Consider the following 18888-nt stretch of genomic DNA (forward strand, 5'->3'; position numbering starts at 1 on the left):
CGCGCGCGCTACTGAGCCCGGACGGCATCGGAGCCTATGTGCGGGACCTGGATCGCCTGGCGCGGCAGACGGTCCCGGTGATGGTGGTCGATCGGAGACATAGCCCAGGTGCGTGTGACCGGCTGCTCGCCGAGTACGGGGTCGGTGAGGAGTTGTGCCTCGTGTTGCGGGACACGCGCGGAGTGTGTGGGGGGTGCTCTACCTGTTGCGGGAGGCGGGCGGGCGGCCGTTCGACGGTGCTGACGTGCGGCGGATCGCCGAGGTCGGGCCCTCGTTGATCGCCGCGCTGCGCAGCTATGTGACGGCTGGGCCCGTCGCCCTGTCAGCGCACGCGCCGCCACCTAGTGTGCTCATCGTCGCTGCGGACGGACGGATCGGGGCGACGACGCCTCAGGCGCGGCCGTGGCTGGAGGCAATGACTGCTCGGCAGAACGTTCCGGACTGGCTGATCGAGTCGTCCTTCGCCGCGCTGGCAGCCGCAGCGCGGGAGCATGCGCGCAATCCGCGCCGGCACAACCCGCTGCTGTGCGTACCCTCATCGGGATCCGGCTGGTGGACCGCGATCGACGCGCAGCCGCTCGGCGACGACGGCGACGTTGCGGTCGTGATCCAACGGGCAACCGGCACGCTGCTGCTCCCCTCGTTCTGCGACTGGTACGCAATCACCGCCCGCGAACGCCAGATCATGCACCACCTGCAGGACGGGTCCGCGCCCAAGCAGATCGCCCGGCTCCTCGACTTGTCCGTGCACACGATCAACGAGCATCTCAGGGCGATCTTCCGCAAGACCGGCACCTGCGGGCGGAACGAACTGGTAGCGGCCATCACAGCGTGACGCCCTCAGGCCGCAAGCAGGGATGCCGTTACTGACTTCGGCTCGTCAGGATCAGTACGAGGTCCGCCGCTGTATCGGCTGGTACCGGCACATCATCGTGGCCGCAAAGGTGGATACAGAAACGCTTCCGGCAAGTCGGCGCCTGTCCGCGGCCCACGGGGCACCGGCCGCTTCGATCTGTACGCGAGCAGTACGCCTGCGATCCTCCGCGACCGGGTGCACCTCCCAGCGGTAGGCGGGGGAGAGCACCCTCACAGTCCCGGGCTGGCTGGAGAGCATCGGTCCGTGTCCGTTTCTGTACTTTCCGTGACATTGGATCAGGACGACTTTCGGTGTCCCCGGGCACGGTGTTCGCGCCCAAGACAGCCTTGCCCGCACGGCGGTTTGCGGCTCCGGGCGGGAGTGGAGGGCTTGGTCAGGGTGTGGCCGGAACAAATCGGGCAGGGCGAGGGCGGTATGGCTGGGCGGGGCCACTGCTGGTGACATATGCGGCGCGGTGTCGCGGCGCCATGCCCGAACCACATCAGCGAAGTGGTCTTGTTCATCTCGGAACGGAAGGCGGCGGGATGCCGGCTGAGGTCATCTTCTTCAACGTCGGCCAGGGGGACTGCACGTTCCTGTGGTTCTACGAAGTGCCGGGCGGCGGCTCCGGGCTGTCGAACCTCGCGGACCGGGTAGGCGTGGCCGCCGCCCTGATCGACTGCGGGGGCAAGCCCTCCATTCCGCACCGCAGCACGCACGGTCGGCCGGGCACGAACGACGAGCGGACGGTCGCGCACATCCGGGAGGTCATCGCCGACCGGCTCGCGCGGAACGCCGGGGCGAGCCGGGGCAAGCTGGACTACCTGTTCCTCAGTCACTCTGACGCCGACCACTACAACCTGCTCGAGCCGCTGCTGTGCAACGCCGCCAAGACGCTCGACTTCGGGATCCAGGATGTGTGGTACACGGGCGACCCCCGGGAGTTCCACAAGGGGGACACCGACGCGTTCACCTACAAGCTGCTGGAACCGGGGGAGCAGCACCGGCTGACCAACGGCGCCCACAGGGTGGTGAACGACCCGAAGTCCGTCGGTCTGTACCCGGCGAACCAACGCGTCGAGATCGCTCCGACGGTTGCCGGCCTGCCGGAGCTCTACCTCGTGTGTTCCTCGCTGTACGCCATCGTCGACGGCCGGAAGGTGACCTCCAAGACACGCGGGAAGCGACCTTCCACCTGGACGAACGCAGCCAGCCTGGTGTTCATGCTGCGCGGCCGGCCCGCCGCGGGCGACGAGCGGCGGCAGAAGGTGCTGCTGATGGCCGATGCCGAGCGCGGCGTGGAGGACTTCCTGCGGGAGTCCGACCTCGTGGACAGCCGCTACCAGCGCGAGAAGAACCTGTGGCTGAAGGCCGGTCACCACGGCAGCGCCGAGGCCACCAGCAAGGACTGGCTCGACTACACCACCCCCGACGCGCTGTTCTTCAGCTCCGGGCTCGGGCGCTTCGGCGGCACCGGCATGCCGGCCGACACCAAGCTGAACGAGATCCGCACCACCCTCGCCGCGCACAGCCTCCCTCAGCCGGTCATCGCGCCGACTCAGCAGCATCCGTACGGGTCCTTCCAGAGGGGAAGGACACCGCCGTTCGTCATACAGAACGCGACGGAGGGCATCTGCACGACCCTGGCCGAGGCTCCGCCTCCCTCCGGGCGTGACTGGCTGGGGGTGGACTGGCATCTGATTCTGGATGACCCGAGGCCCGGCGACTATCACCTCGCATTCGTCTAACGACTCCTCAGACTCAGGGAACAGGGAGCAGCCTGTCATGGCACTCACGGTCGCCGCGCTGGAAGCGCTGCTGGACCAGACGCGGGAGACGTTCCGGCTCGGCACCGGGGAGTTGGGACTCGCGGGCTTCACCGAGCAGTGCACCGCCTACCTGGCCGACGCCGGCCTCGAGTTCACGGATGTCACCGTGGTCGACAAGCCTGGCCTGCGCGTCGAGGGCTCGGTGACGCTGAAGGGCAAGGCCGAGACGCGCGGCAGCGTCACCTTCGTCCCGGACGCCGCAGGCGCCACCGTCGCCGGAGTCCGGGTGGACGCCGAGGTGGAGCAGGGCAGCGAGCTGCTCTCTGACGCGGCCAAGGCGGCCGTCGCGAGCCTCGCGGTGCTGAAACCGAGCCGCCCGCGTCTGGTGTTCGGCGAGGAGCCCGGACGCGACGCGCGGGTGGCGGCCCGGACCGGCGTCGGAGTTGCGCTGGACTTCCCCGCCGCCGACGCCGCCACCAAGCCGTACCTCTGGGCGTACGAGCCCGCGGACAGCTCCGAGGCGTGGCAGCTGGGCGGGGCCTTCCCGGCGGTCCCGCTCGCGGACTTCTCCAGCCTCGCCGACCTGGCCGGCACCCCGGGCGGGGACGGCTTCGCGCTGCCGTCGGACGTGCCGCAGGCACAGGGCCTTTCCCTCGGGGCCCTGTCCGTTTCCTTCGGCCCGGGCGACGGCGGGGGCGCGGCACAGCTGCTGTCGATGTGGCTGCGCGTGGAGATGAACACCCAGTGGGCGCTCGCGGGCGGGCAGTTGGTGGTCCATGGCCTCAACGCCCAGTTCGGGGTTGTCCTTCCACGGTCCAAGCCGCGTGTGCAGACCGTGCTGGGCGGCGAGGTCGTCCTCGCCAACGACATCGCCGTCGACGTGGAGATCGCCTTCCCCGACCGGGAGATATCCGCCTCGCTCGGGCGGCCCGTGCCGCTCAAGCCCCTGATGGACCGGCACTTCCCCGGCCTGCCCGTACCCGCGCTCACCGTCGAGGACCTGACTTTGTGGGGCTCGGCCGCCCCCGGCGCGTCCGGCTACGGCGTCGATGCGGAGCTGAGCGACGTCTGGCAGCTCGCCGACGGGGTCAAGCTCTCCCGGGTCGCCCTCTCCGCGGCCAAGCAGGGCACGGACACCACGGCGTCCCTCGACGCACTGTGGAACCTCGACGAGACAGTCCTGGACGTCCACGGCGAGTGGGCGACCGGCACCGGCTGGAAGCTCACCGCCTCCGCCTCGAACGTCTCGCCCGCCGACATCTTCGGCCGGTTCGGCATCGCGCCGCCGCCGATCCTCAAGGACGTCACCATCGACCACATCGGGGTGTCGTACGACGGAAAGGACCAGAAGTTCCACCTCGATGTGACCGGGACCTTCCCGCTGGGCGAGCTGAAGGCCGCGCTGAGCCTGACCGTCGACCTCGCCAAGCGGTCCGGCGGGCAGCCGGGCTACGACCAGCGGTACACCGGCTCCCTGTCGCTGGAGATCCCCCAGCACGGCGGCGAGCCGCGCACGATGACCTTCACGCTGGCCGACGCCCAGCACGCCGAGTTCACCGCCTCCTGGGAGGACGCCAAGGGCGTCTCGCCCGCCGACCTCGCGACGCTGCTGGGCGTGGACGCGCCCGCCGAGATCCTGGCGAAGCTGGGGTCGGTCACTTCGGTGCGGCTGCGGTACGCGTCCACGGACAAGTCCGTCGTCTTCGCCGCCCGCACTGTCGACGGCGGTTCCCTGGTCCTCGTGTCCCAGCGGGACAAGAGCGGCGGCCACGCCTGGGTGGCGCGCGTCAGCGTCGCACTGAGCGCGGCCCTGTCCCAAGTCCCGCTCCTGGAGGGACAGATCCCCGCCGACCAGGACGTGGCCGTCCGCGCACTCGGCGTGCTCCTCGCCTCCGATGCTCTCACGGCCGCCCGGACGGCCGAGCTGAACCGCGCTCTGGCCGCGTGCGACGACAAGCAGCCCGCGCTGCCCGCCGACGGGCTGGGCAAGGGCGCCGCATTCTCGATCAGCCTCCAGCTGCCGGGGCGCACCGAGCTGACGTCGCTGGTGGTACGGGGCGACCGCCTGGGGGGCGCGTTTGCCGGGCGGCGGCAGCTGACCGCGAAGGGCCCCCACATCGCAGGTGCTGCGGATGCCGCCGGTGGCGTCAACGCCGCCTTCACAGCGGCGGGTCCGGGGGCCTCCATGCCCCTGGTGGCCTGGGCGGACGTGCAGCGCGCGGTCGGCCCGCTGCGGCTGCGCCGCGTCGGCGTGGGCTACGCCGACGGCACCGTGTGGGTGCTGTTCGACGCGTCGCTGGGCATGGCCGGGCTCGTCCTCGGCGTCGAGGGCCTGGGCCTCGGTATCCCGCTGGCCCACCCCGACCGGCCCGAGATCCGCCTCGACGGGCTGAGCGTCGCGTATTCCAAGCCCCCGCTCGCGGTCAAGGGCGCGCTGGTCAACCGGCCCCCGGACGACCAGTACGCGCTGCTGGTCCAAGGCGTCCTCGTCCTCTCGGCCGCGAAGTTCGGCCTGTCGGTGCTCGGCGCGTACGCGCGGTCGAAGGACCGCCCCGACGCGACGTCGATGTTCCTGTACGGCAAGGCGTCCGGGAAGTTCGGCGGGCCGCCGCCCCTGCAGATCACCGGCATCATGGCCGGCCTCGGCTTCAACACCTCGGTCACGCTGCCCGACGGCGACCGCGTCCTGGACTTCCCCTTCCTGAAGGACCTGACGTCGACCGACCCCGGCACCGACCCGATGGAGGTCCTGCAGACACTGATGGCCGGCGGCCGGGACGCGTGGGTGCGCCCGGCCGTGGGGCAGATGTGGTTCGCGGCGGGCCTGGAGTTCAGCGTCGCCGAGTTCCTCCAGGGCCAGGGGCTGCTCGTGCTGGAGGTCGGCGACGACTTCGCGGTCGCGCTGCTGGGCACGGCCGACGCGCGCTTCCCCCGGGGCACGGGCAAGGCGTACGCGCGGGCGCAGCTCGGTCTCTCCGCCAAGTACCGGGCCAGCGAGGGCGTGCTGAAGCTGACCGCGCAGCTCGCCCCCGGCTCGTTCGTCATCGACGAGGCGTGCGTGCTCACCGGCGGGTTCGCGCTCTACGTGTGGATGGACGACGCGCACGCCGGGGACTTCGTGCTCACGCTCGGCGGCTACCACCCCAGGTTCCCGGTGCCGAAGCACTATCCATCCGTGCCACGGCTCGGCTTCAGCTGGCCGGTGACACAGCAGCTGACCATCAGCGGCGGCTCGTACTTCGCGCTCACCCCGGGCGCGCTCATGGCCGGCGGCGCGCTGGACGTGAACTACCGGTCCGGCAAGCTGCACGCCTGGCTGACCGCGTACGCCGACATGCTGATCGAGTGGGCGCCCTTCCGCTTCGACGTCGGGATCGGGATCAGCATCGGGGTCAGCTACGTGCTGGACCTGTGGCTGGTGCGCGAGACGATCCGGGTCGAGGTCGGCGCGTCGCTGCGGCTGTGGGGTCCGCCGACGGCCGGTGAGGTCACCGTCCACCTGTGGTTCATCTCGTTCACGATCGCCTTCGGCGGCGGCCGGGCGCAGGACGACCGGCCCGCCCCCTGGTCGGAGGTGGTCAAGCAGCTCCCGGCGCGGGAGGACGCCGTCCGGCTGACCCCCATGGACGGGCTGTCGGCGGCGCGGGCCGAGGACGAGCGGGGCCGCGACCTGTGGATCGCCACGCCCGGGGTGTTCTCGTTCGCCGTCCGCGCGGCCGTGCCCGTGACGATGCTGCGTCTGAGCGACGGCGACGCGGCCACCGAGATCGCGGGCCGCGCGGTCAACCTCCGCCCCCGCCGTGCCGAGGGAAGGGATCTGGATTCCGCGCTCACCGTCACCCTGTCCAGGGGCTCGGCCTCGCAGCCGCTGGGCGACTGGTACCCGGACTCGGGCGCGGAGGCCAGGAACAGCCTGCCGGCCGCGCTGTGGGGCCCGTACGACGGCAAGCTGACCGTCGACAGCGTGCAGTGGGCGGACGACCAGCTCATGGGCGTCGACCTGCGGCTGCCGCTGCCCCGGCAGGGCGGCTCGCCCGGCGAGATCACAGCCGGGACGCTCGCGCACGACGACCGCTTCCCGGACGGGGCGCTTCCGCTGCGGGCCGCCGCCGTTTCCGCCCAGGCCGTCGCGGCGGCCGCTGCCCCGGCTCCGCAAGCCGCGCCGCTGACGGTCGCCGAGGCCGTACGAGCCGCCCATCCCGTACGCGCCGAAGCGGCCTACGGCGACGGGTCCAGCGGCTCCCTGCGCGGCGCGACGGGGGGTCAGGCCGCAGCGCCGGTCGACTGGGCCCGGGACCGGCTGTTCGCGGCGATGGAGTACCTGGGTGTGAGCCCCGGCACCAACGACCGGCTCGCGGCCGACGACGGGCTGGTGGCCGGGGACATCACGGCACCGGTGGACCACGCGATCCCCGGCCCGCCCGTCCCGACCGGCGACCGCCTGTACGCGGCGGGCACGGGACGGACGGCGACCCCGGCCGACGCACACAGCCTCACTCCGTACGAGCCCTCGCGCCTGGGCTCGGCGAGCCCGACCCACCTCGCGGTCAGCCCCGACGGCCGCCGCCTGGTCGTCATCGACGCCCAGCAGGGCGTCGACATCCTGGACATCTCGGCCAACCCGCCGGCGGCTGCGCCCTCCCTGCTCCCCGACCGGCTGTGGGTGCCGCAGAGGCCGCAGGGCCTGTCGGCCTCGCCGGACAGCGCGTACGCGTACGCCACCTTCGCGCAGCCGAACCAGTTCCTGGCGTTCGACCTGACGAAGACGCCTCCGACGATCCACCAGCAGTACGGCACGGAGAGGACGCCCGGCGACGCCGTCGCCTCGACCCAGTGGGACGAGCAGCGCCAGGTCGTCTATCTCGCTCAGCCGGAGCAGGGGACCGTCGCCCTGCTGGACGTCACGAACGGCAAGTGGCCTTCGCCGATGGGCGAGTTGTCCGCCGGGCCGAACCCCACACGACTGGCCGTGGACCCGCGCGGCCGGTGGCTGTACGCGCTCAACGCCGGGCACTCCACGGTATCCGTCGTCGACGTCAGGACCGGCGGCCAGGGCGTGGTGGCGACCCTGCGGACGGGCACCGACCCCAGCGCCCTGGCCGTCAGCCCCGACGGGGCACGGCTGTACGTGGCGAACACGACCAGCGGCACGGTGTCGGTGTTCGACGTCTTCGGCGCGTCGCCGCAGGAGGCGGCCGACCCGGTGTGGGTCGGCGCGGACCCGATCGCGCTCGCCGTATCGCCTGCCGGGGACAGCCTGTTCGTCGCCCGGTCCGGCGAGAAGGCCGTCCAGGTGGTGGACCTCTCGGCCGACGCGCCGACCCTGCTCGACATCACCGTCCCGCTCACCGACACCCCGGTGGCGCTCGCCGTCACCGCACCGCCGGCCGCACCGCCCAGCGGCGCCTCGCGGACCGGCGGATCCCGGACCCAGGAAGCCCAGGAAGGCGGTGCGGCGTGATCCGCCCCGAATACGCCCCCGAGCCCGACCCGCAGCTGAACGTGCAGTTCCTCGACTCGCTCGTACCGAGGCTCAGCGCCGGGCGCTACACCCTCACCGCGCACCAGACCCTCACCCGGGGCGGACAGCCGGTGGACGAGGGCTACCTGCCGACCGCCGCGTCGCCCGTCGTGCAGCCGCTGGAGGTGCGCGCGCCGCGCTTCGGCGTGGAGCCGGAGTGGATCCACGGCGCGTACCCGCCCGCAGATGCCACCGGCCTCTACAGCGACGTCCTGCCGCACGTGACACTGACTCGGCCGACCCTGCCGTGGGAGCGGGACGGGGAAGCCGCCAAGAACGGCACCCGCCTCCCCTGGCTGGCCCTGCTCGTCTTCGGCGAGGGGGAGGTGGCCGGTGATCCGCACTGTCTCGGCCGGACCGACGCGCGCACCGTGGCCCAGCTGTCCGACCCGACGCACCGCAGCCCCGACGACGGACCCGACGTCGTCCTCCCGTCCTTCGACGCCCAGGACCCCGTCCCGGCGGAGGACCTGGAGCGCGTGTGCCGCACGGTCCTGGTGGACCGCGCCGTCTTCCACGCCGCCGCGCCCGCCAAGGACGAGCTGCCCTACCTGACGCACGTACGACGGGTCAACGAGCGGCACCAGGGCGTCACCTACAGCCTGGACCTGATACAGGTCGGCGACTACGCGGTCGTCACCGGCAACCGGCTGCCGCGCGCGGCAGGCGGTCGCTACGTCGCCCACCTGGTGTCCCTGGAGGGCTGGCTGCCCTGCCTCCCGGTGGAGGGGGAGGAGGCGTACGACGGTCCGGCGCAGAAGCTGCGCCTGGTGTCGCTGTGGTCGTGGTCGTTCGAGACGCTCGCCGACCACTCGCCCGGCTTCGCCGCCCTCACCGAGCACTTCGTCGAGACCCAGGGCGACCAGGGCAGGAGCCTGCTGCTGCAGGTGCCGGTGGACGGGCGGCACCTGTCCGGCCCCGAACAGCGGGAGGTTGCCGACCGGCTGCGCGCGGGCTATCTGCCGCTGTCGTGCCGCACCGAGTCGGGGCGGGCCACCTTCGGCTGGTACCGGGGGCCGTTCGCGCCCGTGCCCGTCGGACCGCGGCCACCGCGCGACCGCCGCCGCTGCGCGGCCGAGGCCATGATCTACCTGGAGCAGTACGGGGTCTTCGACGTGAGCCTCGCGGTCGCGTTCACCGCGGGCCGCGGCGTCGCCCTGGCCGACCACCAGTTCAGCGCGGCCCTGCTGCGGCTGCGCGGCAAGGTCCGCAAGGCCGTGGAGAGCGCCGGGAGCGCCGGCGGCGGGCCGGTGCCGGTCGCGTACGCGCTGCCGGGCGAAGGGTCGGCGGATGCGGAACCGGACCCGCTGCCGAGCGCGCGTGACCGGCTCGAACACCTGGTGGCGAACGGTCTCGCCGGCCACCTCGGCGCGCTGCTCGCCGCTCCCTTCCCCGTCGCTGCGGCGGCAGCGCCCGAGCCCTCGGCCGACGGGCCGCGCACCGTCGGCGCCGCCGCTCCCGCGCCGCGCGCGGTCATCACCCCGCTCCCGGCCGCGACCGAGCTGCCCACGATCGCGGACCTGACAGTACGCCGGCTCCGTACGGACGCCGGGCTCCGCGCCCGGCTGGGCTCGGCCCTCGAGTCCCTCACCGGCACGCCCGCACCCCGCACCATCGCGGCGTCCGCGCCCGCCGACGGGAACACCGAGCCCGCCACGCCCGACGAGGACCTCACCGCCGTCCGCGACTGGCTGGTCAAGCTGCGGGACCTGGCGGGCGTGCCGTTCGCCCACCTGGTTCCCGACGCCCGCATGCTGCCGCCGGAGAGCCTGCGCTTTTTCCACGTCGACCCCGACTGGACCAGCACCCTCGTCGAGGGCGCGCTCAGCGTCGGGCTCGCCCACTCCTTCGACCTCACCGCCGACGACCTGCTCTTCGGCCCCGACGGCGAGGCCCCCCTGCCCGAGCCCGCCGCCCCGCTCACCGGCCTGCTGATCCGCTCCCAACTGGTATCGGGCTGGCCCGCGTTGGAGATCCGGCCCTACACGGCCGCCCAGGCGTCCGACGGCGAGAGGGCACTGCCCGTCCTGCGCCGCGAGCGGCTCGCCGACGATGTGCTGCTCGTCCTGATCGAGGGCACACCCGGCCGGGTCGAGATCGCCGAACCTCAGCAGGGCGTGCACTTCGGCATCGACGAGCCGGACGACGGCCACGCGGACGACCCCGTGCAGGACGGCATCATCCGCCTGCGGTCCCTCACGCCCCCGAACATCGGGCAGGAGCTCGACCAGCACTTCCCGTCGCAGCCGGGCCTCACTCCGTACCTGCGCGACGGCGTCGCGTCCGGCGTCGACAACGTGCTGCGTGTGGCGCGGCTCGCGGCCGGGCTCCAGGGCGCGCTCGGGCTGCAGCACCCCATCTCCTCCAGCGAGTTCGCCATCCAGATGATCAACGCGGCGCAGCGCCGCACCTTCAGCACCGGCCCCAGGACGACAGGAGACCACCACCATGCCTGACGGCGACGACACGCTCATCGTCCCGGTGAACGTGGACGCCCTGGTGGTCAACCAGCGCGTGCGCCAGCGGGACGGCCAGGGCTTCCGGCGCTGGCGGCCCAACTTCAACCTGCTGCGCCACAACAAGACCCCCGAACCCAGCCCGTTCACCAACGAGCAGAAGTGGAACAGCACAGGCACCGACGACACGCCGTACAAGAAGTACGACGGCGTGTACGTGCGCTGGGAGCTGCCGAAGGCGCTGCGCCACGGCGAGTCCCGTTCCGAAGGCGGGCCCACCGAGTTCCCGCTGGTGCCCAACCGCTGGCTCGTCGTCCGGCAGGTGCGCGGCCACACCGGCCTGACGACGGCCTGGGTGGTGGAGAGCGACTTCCTGGACGACCGCGAGGGCACCTCGGCGTTCGTGCACCCCTTCCGGCCCGGCGTCCAGGACCCGAAGGCCACCCCGTACCGCTCGACCGTCATCACGACGAAGATCGGCCGGGCCCAGGGCATCGGCCCCGACGGCGGCGTGGCGTGGAGCGAGCCCGGGGCCGGCGACCCCGCGCGCCGGGAGCTGTTCCTCACCGCGGTCGGCCCCGGGCTGATGACCTTCCACATCTACCAGCCCTACCACCAGAACGTCTTCTCCCTGCACGACCCGATGACCGGCGTCCCGGACCAGGCGACCGTGGACTACCAGGTCGTGGGCTGGCACTCCGACCCCGCCCAGGAGGAGCTGCGCCGCCGCCTGGGGCAGCCGGGCACGACCCTGGACGGCGTCCTCGCCGAGCTGGGCTGGAAGGTCGCGGACCTCCTCCAGGGATGGACACCTGCCTCAACGTCCTACTCCGGACGCGCCGTTGGCGTCGGATGGGACCGGACGGGCAGGGCCCCGGACTCGGCTCGCCCGGCCGACAAGAACACGATCAAGATCGGGGTGGGCAGCAGCGTGGACGAGGCGACGGCCGCGCTCCTCGCCGCCGCCCGCGCCGCCCTGCCCGCCGCCGCCCGCAACGCCCTCAGCCACGCGGACCCGGGCCTGCTGCACGCCCTCGGGCAGGGCCTGGTGGACACCCTGGACGGCGCGGACGGGACCGTGCGCACCGCGCAGGCGATGCACAAGGGCTGGTTCGAGCAGCTCCCCGGCGGCTTCACGTGGCGGCTCGCCGACACCTCAGGACAGGGCAACGTCTCCGGCGACCCGTCCTCGGTCACCTGGTCCGGCGTCTGCGCCGAGCACGAGGAGTGGCTCGCCCGGCTCAACCGCGACCAGGCCGCGTACGACACGAAGGCGCGCGAACTGGCCGCACTCCAGTGGCGGCTGTACGCGCTGTGGTGGATGCACGGCCTGCCGCTGCTGCCGCCCCAGTACACGCGCGAGCAGTTCCGCGCCGAGATCGACCCCGCCGACCCGGACGGGCTGGCCGTCGAAGTCGCGCGCCGCATCGAGGAGCTGAAGGAGCTGCAGGACCGCGTTCCGCACGGCGCGGACGCGGTCGAGCTCGCCCGCTCCATCGCCGCCTACGTCGACTCCCACCCGCCGGAGCTGCCCGACGGCTACGAGCTGCGCCGGGAGGCGCTGCCGCCGTTCTGGCAGGCGAGCGACCCGACGGTCGTGCTGTCCGGCGCCAAGTCGCAGGAAGGGCACGACCCGCTGACGGGCGGCGGGCCGCTGCCCTGCCGCACACCCGCGCAGATCCTCGGCGGCGTCGCACCGGGAGGCCCGGTCCCGGACGCCTTCGCCGCCCTGAAGACCGGTGGGCTGCCCCCGATCGTGGCCGCCCTGCTCGGCGAGTTCGTCTACGTCCTCGACCCGGACCACGCGGGCACCCTCCCGCCGGACATCGCGCCCGAGCCCTGGCGGCAGCCGTGGAAGCCGCTTCTGTACCAGTGGCGGGTGCGGCACTGGCCGGTCCCGTACGGCGATCCGGACCGGCCCAACTGGCGCTTCGACGGCGGACGTTACGCATGGGAGCGCGGCGACGCGACGAAACCGCCGCTCGAGATCACCAGCCGGCGCTTCCTGGTGCCGCTGCCGCAGTACACGCTGAGCAGCGGCCTCGACCAGTACGCGGCCGATCACCCGGCGGCGGCCGCGGCCGCGTTCGCCTCCGCGGCCGGGCAGGCCAAGGACCTCGATCTGCTGTCGCAGCGCCTGGACGGCCTCACCGACGCCCTGGCCTGCGTCGACGCCGCACCCAACCTCAGTCCGCCCGGCGCGGTCGGCCGCCTGGTCGGCGACGTCTTCGGCCGGCTGCCCGACCCGGGTCCGCTGCCCGTGCCGTTCGACGGCTGGCAGAAGTCCGGGTTCACCCAGATCCGCGCCGGGCAGTTCGCGATGAGCGCGCTCAGCATCGTGGACGAGTTCGGCCAGACCCTCGACGTGCTGCTTCCCGGCGACGCGGCCTATCTGCAGCCCACCATCGGCGACAGCCTGCGGCCCGGCGACCGCTACGCCGAGGACACGCTGAGGGACCGCTTCGTCCAGCTCCCGCCACGCCTGCTCCAACCCGCGCGGCTGCGCTTCGACTTCCTCGCCGAGCACGACGACGACCAGCTCGTCGACCTGACCGCGAACACCACCCCGGTGTGCGCGTGGATCATCCCCAGCTACGTCGACCGCTCGCTGCTCTGCTACGCCCCGACCGGCGCGCCGCTGGGTGAGCTGCGCCTGAAGCTCCAGGCCGACGCGGGAGCGCAGGGCGGCGTCAGCACGGTCGTGGGCTGGGGCCCGCTGCCCGACTCGCAGGTCCACACGATCGACGGCCTGTTCCGCGACCGGCCGCAGCTCCACGCGTTCGTGTCACACCTGGCCACTGCGGGCCCTGCCGTCTTCCTGGACCTGCTGTCCACCGTCGACCGGGCGCTCTGCGGCATCGACCCGGGCAACCCGTACGGCGACGAGGTGCTCGGCGCGCTGCTCGGCCGGCCCCTGGCCCTGGTCCGCACCGGGCTCGGCTTCGAGCTGGACGGGCCGCCGGTCACCGACCCGGGCTGGCAGTATGCGCTGGACTGGCGGGCCCTCACCGACTGGCGCGAGCGCAAGGCCGACGCCGGCCGGGCACCAGCGGACATGGACCACCTCAACTACCGGTGGCCCATCCGCCTCGGCAACGCCGGACAGAGCGGCGACGGACTGATCGGCTACTTCTCGGAGACGGACTACACCACGTTCTACGCGGTGACCGGGCCCGGCACGGAACACCCCACCGGCTACGTCCAGGAGATCTCCAGCGGCAACTGGCCGGCCCTGGCGGCGGATTCCATGGACCGCACGCACCTGACGATGCTTCTGGATCCCCTGGCGGCGGTCCACGCCACCACGGACCTGCTCCCCGTCACCGACCTTCGAATGCCGAGCCGCTTCACGCGGACCGCGATGGCCGCGATGAAGGTGGCGCTGCGGCTCAGCCCCGTGCTGACCACCACGCGCCGGGTCCCGGCCCAGCAGACGGAGACCGACGGCGAGAACGGCACGCAGGGTGAGAGCGACCAGCCGAGCAGTTTCGTCAACGCCCTCGCCCTGCCGCACCCGACCGGCTCGCAGGGCGTCTGGGACTGGTCCGAGCTGGTGGTCCCCGACACCGCCGCCCGTGCCGGCGGTGCGACGGCCGCCCCGCAGTGGGCCCACCACGCGGTCGTACAGATCGACCAGAACGCCCGCCTGGACGAGGACGGCCCCGTCGTCCGCACCGGGTTCCTGCGCCTGACCAACGGCTTCGACCACGCCTGACCCCCGAAGGAGCTGCATTTTCGTGAACGAACCGCCCGTCGGCCGCTGCCTGCTGGACTACGACGTCATCAGCGACCCTTTCCCGCTGTACACGCCGACCAGTGACGACACGCCGCCCACGACCCTGCACATCGTGGTCTCCAACGGCGGCGCCGACACCGTCTACTGCCGGGAGATCCTCTTCTCCCTGCCCCAGGGCGACCTCGCCCAGAACCTGGTCGACGCCGACACGGGCGACGGCAGCGCCGACGACTGGACCGTGGAGCGGATCCAGGACAGCGCCGACATCGCGCTCCCGCCCGGGGACTACGCCAACTTCGTCGCCAAGCCCAAGGCGGCCTCGGGCGAAGCCCCCGTGGACCGCTCCGGCCTCGTCATCACCCTCACGAACCTGCGCATCACCAAGCAGCCGGGCACGGCCCGGATCGAGATCCGCGAGACCGCCACAACGGACCAGGGCCACTGGCCGGACAGCCCGGGGTTCACCACGTGCAGGATCACCAAGTTCCCGGCCCCGGCCATCCCCGTCCAGATCGTGTCCGACTTCCACGCCGAGCAGTGCGAGGTGTCCTCGGGCGGCAACGTGCGCCTGGTGTGGCGCGGCCCGGACACCGTCGAGTACAAGGTGCTGTACGGCGCGGGGGCGAAACCGCTCGACGGACAGACCGACACGCTCACCGCCTCCAAGGACCGGGACGGCGCCCCGGTAAAGGACTTCGAGTGGAAGGGAACGGTCACCCGTGACACGACCTTCCACCTCACCTACGTCATCGGCGGCGCCACCCACACCCTGTCCACGACCGTCACCGTCGCCAACCCGGAGCTCACCGGGCTCCACGTGACCGGCGACACGACGACCGACGGCGTGCTCACGGCCAACGGGAGCCTGACGACGAGTACCGCGGGCGAGACGACGTTCCACCACCCGGTGTCCGTGCTGGGCGGCAAGAAGCTGCTCGCGAGCGGCGACGTGGAGGTCAACGGGAGTGTCACGGCCAGCGGGAATTCGGTGACGATCGCCAAGGACATCTCCGCGAGCGGGAAGACGCTGACCATCGGGGCCATCTCCGGCACCTCGGTCAACGTCGGTAACGGCGTGATCCAGGGCGGCGCCATCTCAGGCAGCTCCGTCAGCGCAGGCAGTGGTCAGATCACCGGCGGCGAAATCCGCGGTAGCTCCGTCAGCGCCAGCGGCAACATCACAGCCAGTAACGGCAAGCGAGTAATCCGCGTCGGCGATCGCATTGAACTCGAGGTCAATAGCCACGACAAGCAGCTCTACCTCTACTGCGAGACCGGAAACAAGGACAACGTCTACGGCGGGAAAACGGGCTACCGTAACAGCATTTGGAGGGTCCACTACAAGGACTCGAACTAGTACTCCAGCAGTACCTCGATGGTGCCTGACCTGGGCAAACGTCGAGGGGTGGGAGTGCTGGCGGGCGGGCTGTTGCCACGGTGGCTTCTGCCCGCCCGCCCCTCGAACGAGTGCCCCGGACGGCAGTGGTGGATGTGGCGGCCGCGAGCAAGCACGGCATGAACGTGCCGATCCTCATCGGCCCGATGGCCTGTCAGGGACAAGGGCAGCCCGGTGAATCATGCCGACATATGCAGACTGGCACCGTGATGCCGGTGCAACGCCGCAGCGTTCGCACGGAGGTTTTACCGTTCCGTGGTTGCCGCTCCCACGGGTCCGTCAGATTCTTGGTCACCATGCCGTCGGGCAGCTGGTTCTGCTGGTCACGGGGGGGTGCATGGGTCCCTCCGCGCTGAGCGGGGAATGGTCATGCACCTCGAGTTCCGGCACCTCCGTGTCCTGCTCACCGTCGCCGAAGCCGGCAGCATCCGCAAGGCCGCCGCACGACTGCAGCTCTCTCAGCCGGCCACGAGCGCTCAACTGAAGCGGATCGAACACGAGCTGGGCGGCCCGCTCTTCATCCGCAGCGCCGACGGGGTGACGCCGAACGAGAACGGACAGTACGTCCTGCGCTGCGCCCGTGACCTCGTCGTCGGCTTCGACCGGCTGCGCGAGTACGCGCGCTCGGCGGCCGAGGCGGACAGACAGGCCACCGCCCCGCTGAGGGCGGGCGGAACCGCCGGCCCCCTGGTGTCCCTGCTGCTCTCCGCCCTCTTCGAACTCGTCCCGGAACGCCGGCTCACCATAGATGCCCGCCGCTCCGTGCACACCCTGCTGAAATCGCTGAGCCTGTCGAAATGCGACATCGCGGTGTTCGGTGAGTTCCCGGGCTTCCCCCTTCCGGTCGGCGAGTCGGTGGCGACGCGCACACTGCTCCGCGAACCGGTCTTCGTCCTGCTTGCCGAGGACCACCCGTTGGCGCGCCAGGAGATGGTCAGCCTCCATGAGCTGGCGGGCGAGGAGTGGGTCATGCCGGAGGCCGACGAGAGCGGTGTGCACGCGTACCTTCATCTCACCTGCCAGTCAGCGGGATTCACTCCGCGCATCGCCCATGTGACGCCGGACCTGTCCGTGGCGCAGATCCTGGTCGCCGGCCGTCGTGCCGTCTGCGGCGTGTGGCCGACCGCCGATGTCTCCGCCCATGGCACCGTGCAGCGTCCGCTCGTGGACGTCCCGTTCCACCGGCGGTTGCTGCTGGCCTGGAACACAGCATCGGTTCCGCCCGAGCTCGCCGACGCGGCGTGCGAGCGTCTGCTGGCTGCCTATCTGTCGCTGGTGCGGCAGCGGCCGCAGTATCTGACCTGGTGGGAGAACGGGGGAGAGGGATTCGCCCTCGGCGAGCGCATGTGACCGGCCGGGCCACGGGTTCCCATGCCCTATAGCTCCGCAGTTATATCCCAGATGAAGTCACGTCAGGGACATGTCACCTGTTGAACACTTCGCGTCAACGTCCAAGGACGTCGTCACCCCACGACGAGCGAAGGAATCACCCCATCATGTCCCGTCCTTTCCTTGCCCTTTCCGCGATGGTCGCCGCCGGCGTCATCACCACGGGTGCGATGGCCATACCCGCGCACTCGCAGACCGATGCAGTGCAGCACAGAACCTCCGTCCGCGACACGGCGATATCCCAGGCCAAGGCGAACGTGACCCGGCACGCCGACACCTTCGGGTTCGGCGCGGGCCAGACGCTCCACGTGAAGGACGTCGTGATCGACGCCGACGGCACCCAGCACGTCCGCTTCGAACGGACCTACCGCGGCCTCCCCGTCGTCGGCGGCGACTTCGTCGTCCACCAGAAGGCCGACGGCTCGCTCAAGGGATCCACCCGCGCCAAGGCCCACAAGGTGGCGCTCAAGTCCGTCACTCCCGCCGTCGACGCCAAGGGCAGCGCGGCCAGCGCCCTGAAGCGCTCGCACGGATTGGTGCACAACGCCAAGTCCACCCCCGAGCTGATCGTGTGGGCCGCCGACGGCACCCCCCGCCTGGCCTGGCGCACCACCGTGCAGGGCCTCGGCGACAGGGGCCAGCCGCACGGCGAGGTCTTCGTCACCGACGCCACCACCGGCGCGGCGATCGAGAACTACGACGCCGAGCGCGAAGCGACCGGCACCGGCCACTCCGAGTACACCGGTGACGTCAGCATCGACACCACCCAGCAGGCCGACGGCACCTTCGCCCTGATCGACCCGGTGCGCGGCCACATCACCAAGGACGCGCACAACCTCTCGTCCTCATCCGTGAAAAGCTCCTCCGGCACCCTGTTCACCGACGCCGACAACATCTGGGGCGACGGCAAGAAGTTCTCCACCGACCGAGCCACCGCCGCCGTCGACGCGCACGCCAACACCGCGGAGACGTTCGACTACTACAAGACGACCTTCGGCCGCAACGGCATCAAGAACGATGGCCGCGGCGCCACCGTCTTCGTCCACGTCGGCACCAACTGGGACAACGCCCAGTGGTCGGACTCCTGCTTCTGCATGATGACCGGCGACGGTGACGGCACCACCGACCCCGAACAGGTCGACCTCGACACCATGGGCCACGAGATGACCCACGGCGTCACCTCGGCCACCGCCAACCTGCGCTACAGCGGTGAGTCCGGCGGCCTGAACGAGGCCACCAGCGACATCCTCGGCACCATGGTCGAGTGGTACGCCAACAACCCGGTCGACACCCCCGACTACCTCTTCAGCGACCAGTCCACCCCGCCGTGGCTGCGCCGCTTCGACAAACCGTCCCTGGACGGCCACTCCGCCGACTGCTGGTCGAAGTCGGTCGGCCGGCTCGACGTGCACTACTCCTCGGGCGTCGGCAACCACTGGTTCTACCTCGCGAGCGAGGGCAGCGGCGCCAAGACCATCAACGGCGTCTCCTACAACAGCCCTACCTGCAACGGCTCCACCGTCACCGGTATCGGCAACCAGAAGGCCTCCGCCATCTGGTACCGGGCGCTGACCGTCTACATGACCTCCACCACGGACTACAAGGGCGCCCGTACCGCGACTCTGAACGCGGCGAAGGACCTCTACGGCGCCACCAGCCCCGAGTACGCCACCGTGGCTGCGGCCTGGAGCGCGGTCAACGTCCTCTGACCCACCGACGAACCGCCTGATCCGTTGGAGCCGGCCCGGACGACGAGGACCCCCAG

Annotated in this window: 8 protein-coding genes; all 8 read left to right on the plus strand. The window is 71.6% G+C overall.

The window, feature by feature from the left end:
* Window positions 1–193: 193 nt before the first annotated feature.
* The 8 genes from AQI88_RS31150 (at window position 194) to AQI88_RS31190 (ending at window position 18832) form a co-directional block, all read left to right on the plus strand.
* A complete protein-coding gene (locus AQI88_RS31150; RefSeq protein ID WP_159050449.1) occupies window positions 194–835 on the plus strand; it encodes a helix-turn-helix transcriptional regulator in 642 nt (213 codons plus the stop codon).
* Between the two features lie 566 nt (window positions 836–1401).
* Complete coding sequence (locus tag AQI88_RS31160; protein ID WP_067005518.1) at window positions 1402–2604, plus strand: ComEC/Rec2 family competence protein; 1203 nt, start codon at window positions 1402–1404, stop codon at window positions 2602–2604.
* Window positions 2605–2641: 37 nt separating this feature from the next.
* Window positions 2642–8086, plus strand: coding sequence for a YncE family protein (locus AQI88_RS31165; RefSeq protein ID WP_067005519.1), 5445 nt, complete (start codon window positions 2642–2644; stop codon window positions 8084–8086).
* Window positions 8083–10602, plus strand: coding sequence for a hypothetical protein (locus AQI88_RS31170; RefSeq protein WP_067005521.1), 2520 nt, complete (start codon window positions 8083–8085; stop codon window positions 10600–10602). The genes AQI88_RS31165 and AQI88_RS31170 overlap by 4 nt, the downstream gene beginning before the upstream one ends.
* Window positions 10595–14317 carry a hypothetical protein gene (locus AQI88_RS31175; RefSeq protein ID WP_067005523.1) on the plus strand — a complete coding sequence of 1241 codons (3723 nt, stop codon included), beginning with the start codon at window positions 10595–10597 and terminating at the stop codon, window positions 14315–14317. The genes AQI88_RS31170 and AQI88_RS31175 overlap by 8 nt, the downstream gene beginning before the upstream one ends.
* Window positions 14318–14339: 22 nt before the next feature.
* Window positions 14340–15695, plus strand: a complete 1356-nt coding sequence (locus tag AQI88_RS31180) for a hypothetical protein (RefSeq protein ID WP_067005525.1) — start codon at window positions 14340–14342, stop codon at window positions 15693–15695.
* 408 nt (window positions 15696–16103) lie between these two features.
* Entirely contained in the window at window positions 16104–17084 is a 981-nt protein-coding gene (locus AQI88_RS31185; protein WP_159050450.1) for a LysR family transcriptional regulator, read from the plus strand.
* A 146-nt stretch (window positions 17085–17230) separates the two neighbouring features.
* Window positions 17231–18832 (plus strand): M4 family metallopeptidase, encoded by a 1602-nt coding sequence (locus tag AQI88_RS31190; RefSeq protein ID WP_067005529.1) that lies wholly within the window; start codon window positions 17231–17233, stop codon window positions 18830–18832.
* The last annotated feature ends 56 nt before the right edge of the window (window positions 18833–18888 follow it).

It is taken from the genome of Streptomyces cellostaticus (assembly GCF_001513965.1).
Lineage (GTDB): Bacteria > Actinomycetota > Actinomycetes > Streptomycetales > Streptomycetaceae > Streptomyces > Streptomyces cellostaticus.

Excerpts from the sequence above, each read along its gene's own strand:
- AQI88_RS31185 (WP_159050450.1), top strand. The coding sequence starts at position 16,104 with ATGCACCTCGAGTTCCGGCACCTCCGTGTCCTGCTCACCGTCGCCGAA.
- AQI88_RS31160 (WP_067005518.1), top strand. The coding sequence starts at position 1,402 with ATGCCGGCTGAGGTCATCTTCTTCAACGTCGGCCAGGGGGACTGCACG.
- AQI88_RS31175 (WP_067005523.1), top strand. The coding sequence starts at position 10,595 with ATGCCTGACGGCGACGACACGCTCATCGTCCCGGTGAACGTGGACGCC.
- AQI88_RS31165 (WP_067005519.1), top strand. The coding sequence starts at position 2,642 with ATGGCACTCACGGTCGCCGCGCTGGAAGCGCTGCTGGACCAGACGCGG.
- AQI88_RS31190 (WP_067005529.1), top strand. The coding sequence starts at position 17,231 with ATGTCCCGTCCTTTCCTTGCCCTTTCCGCGATGGTCGCCGCCGGCGTC.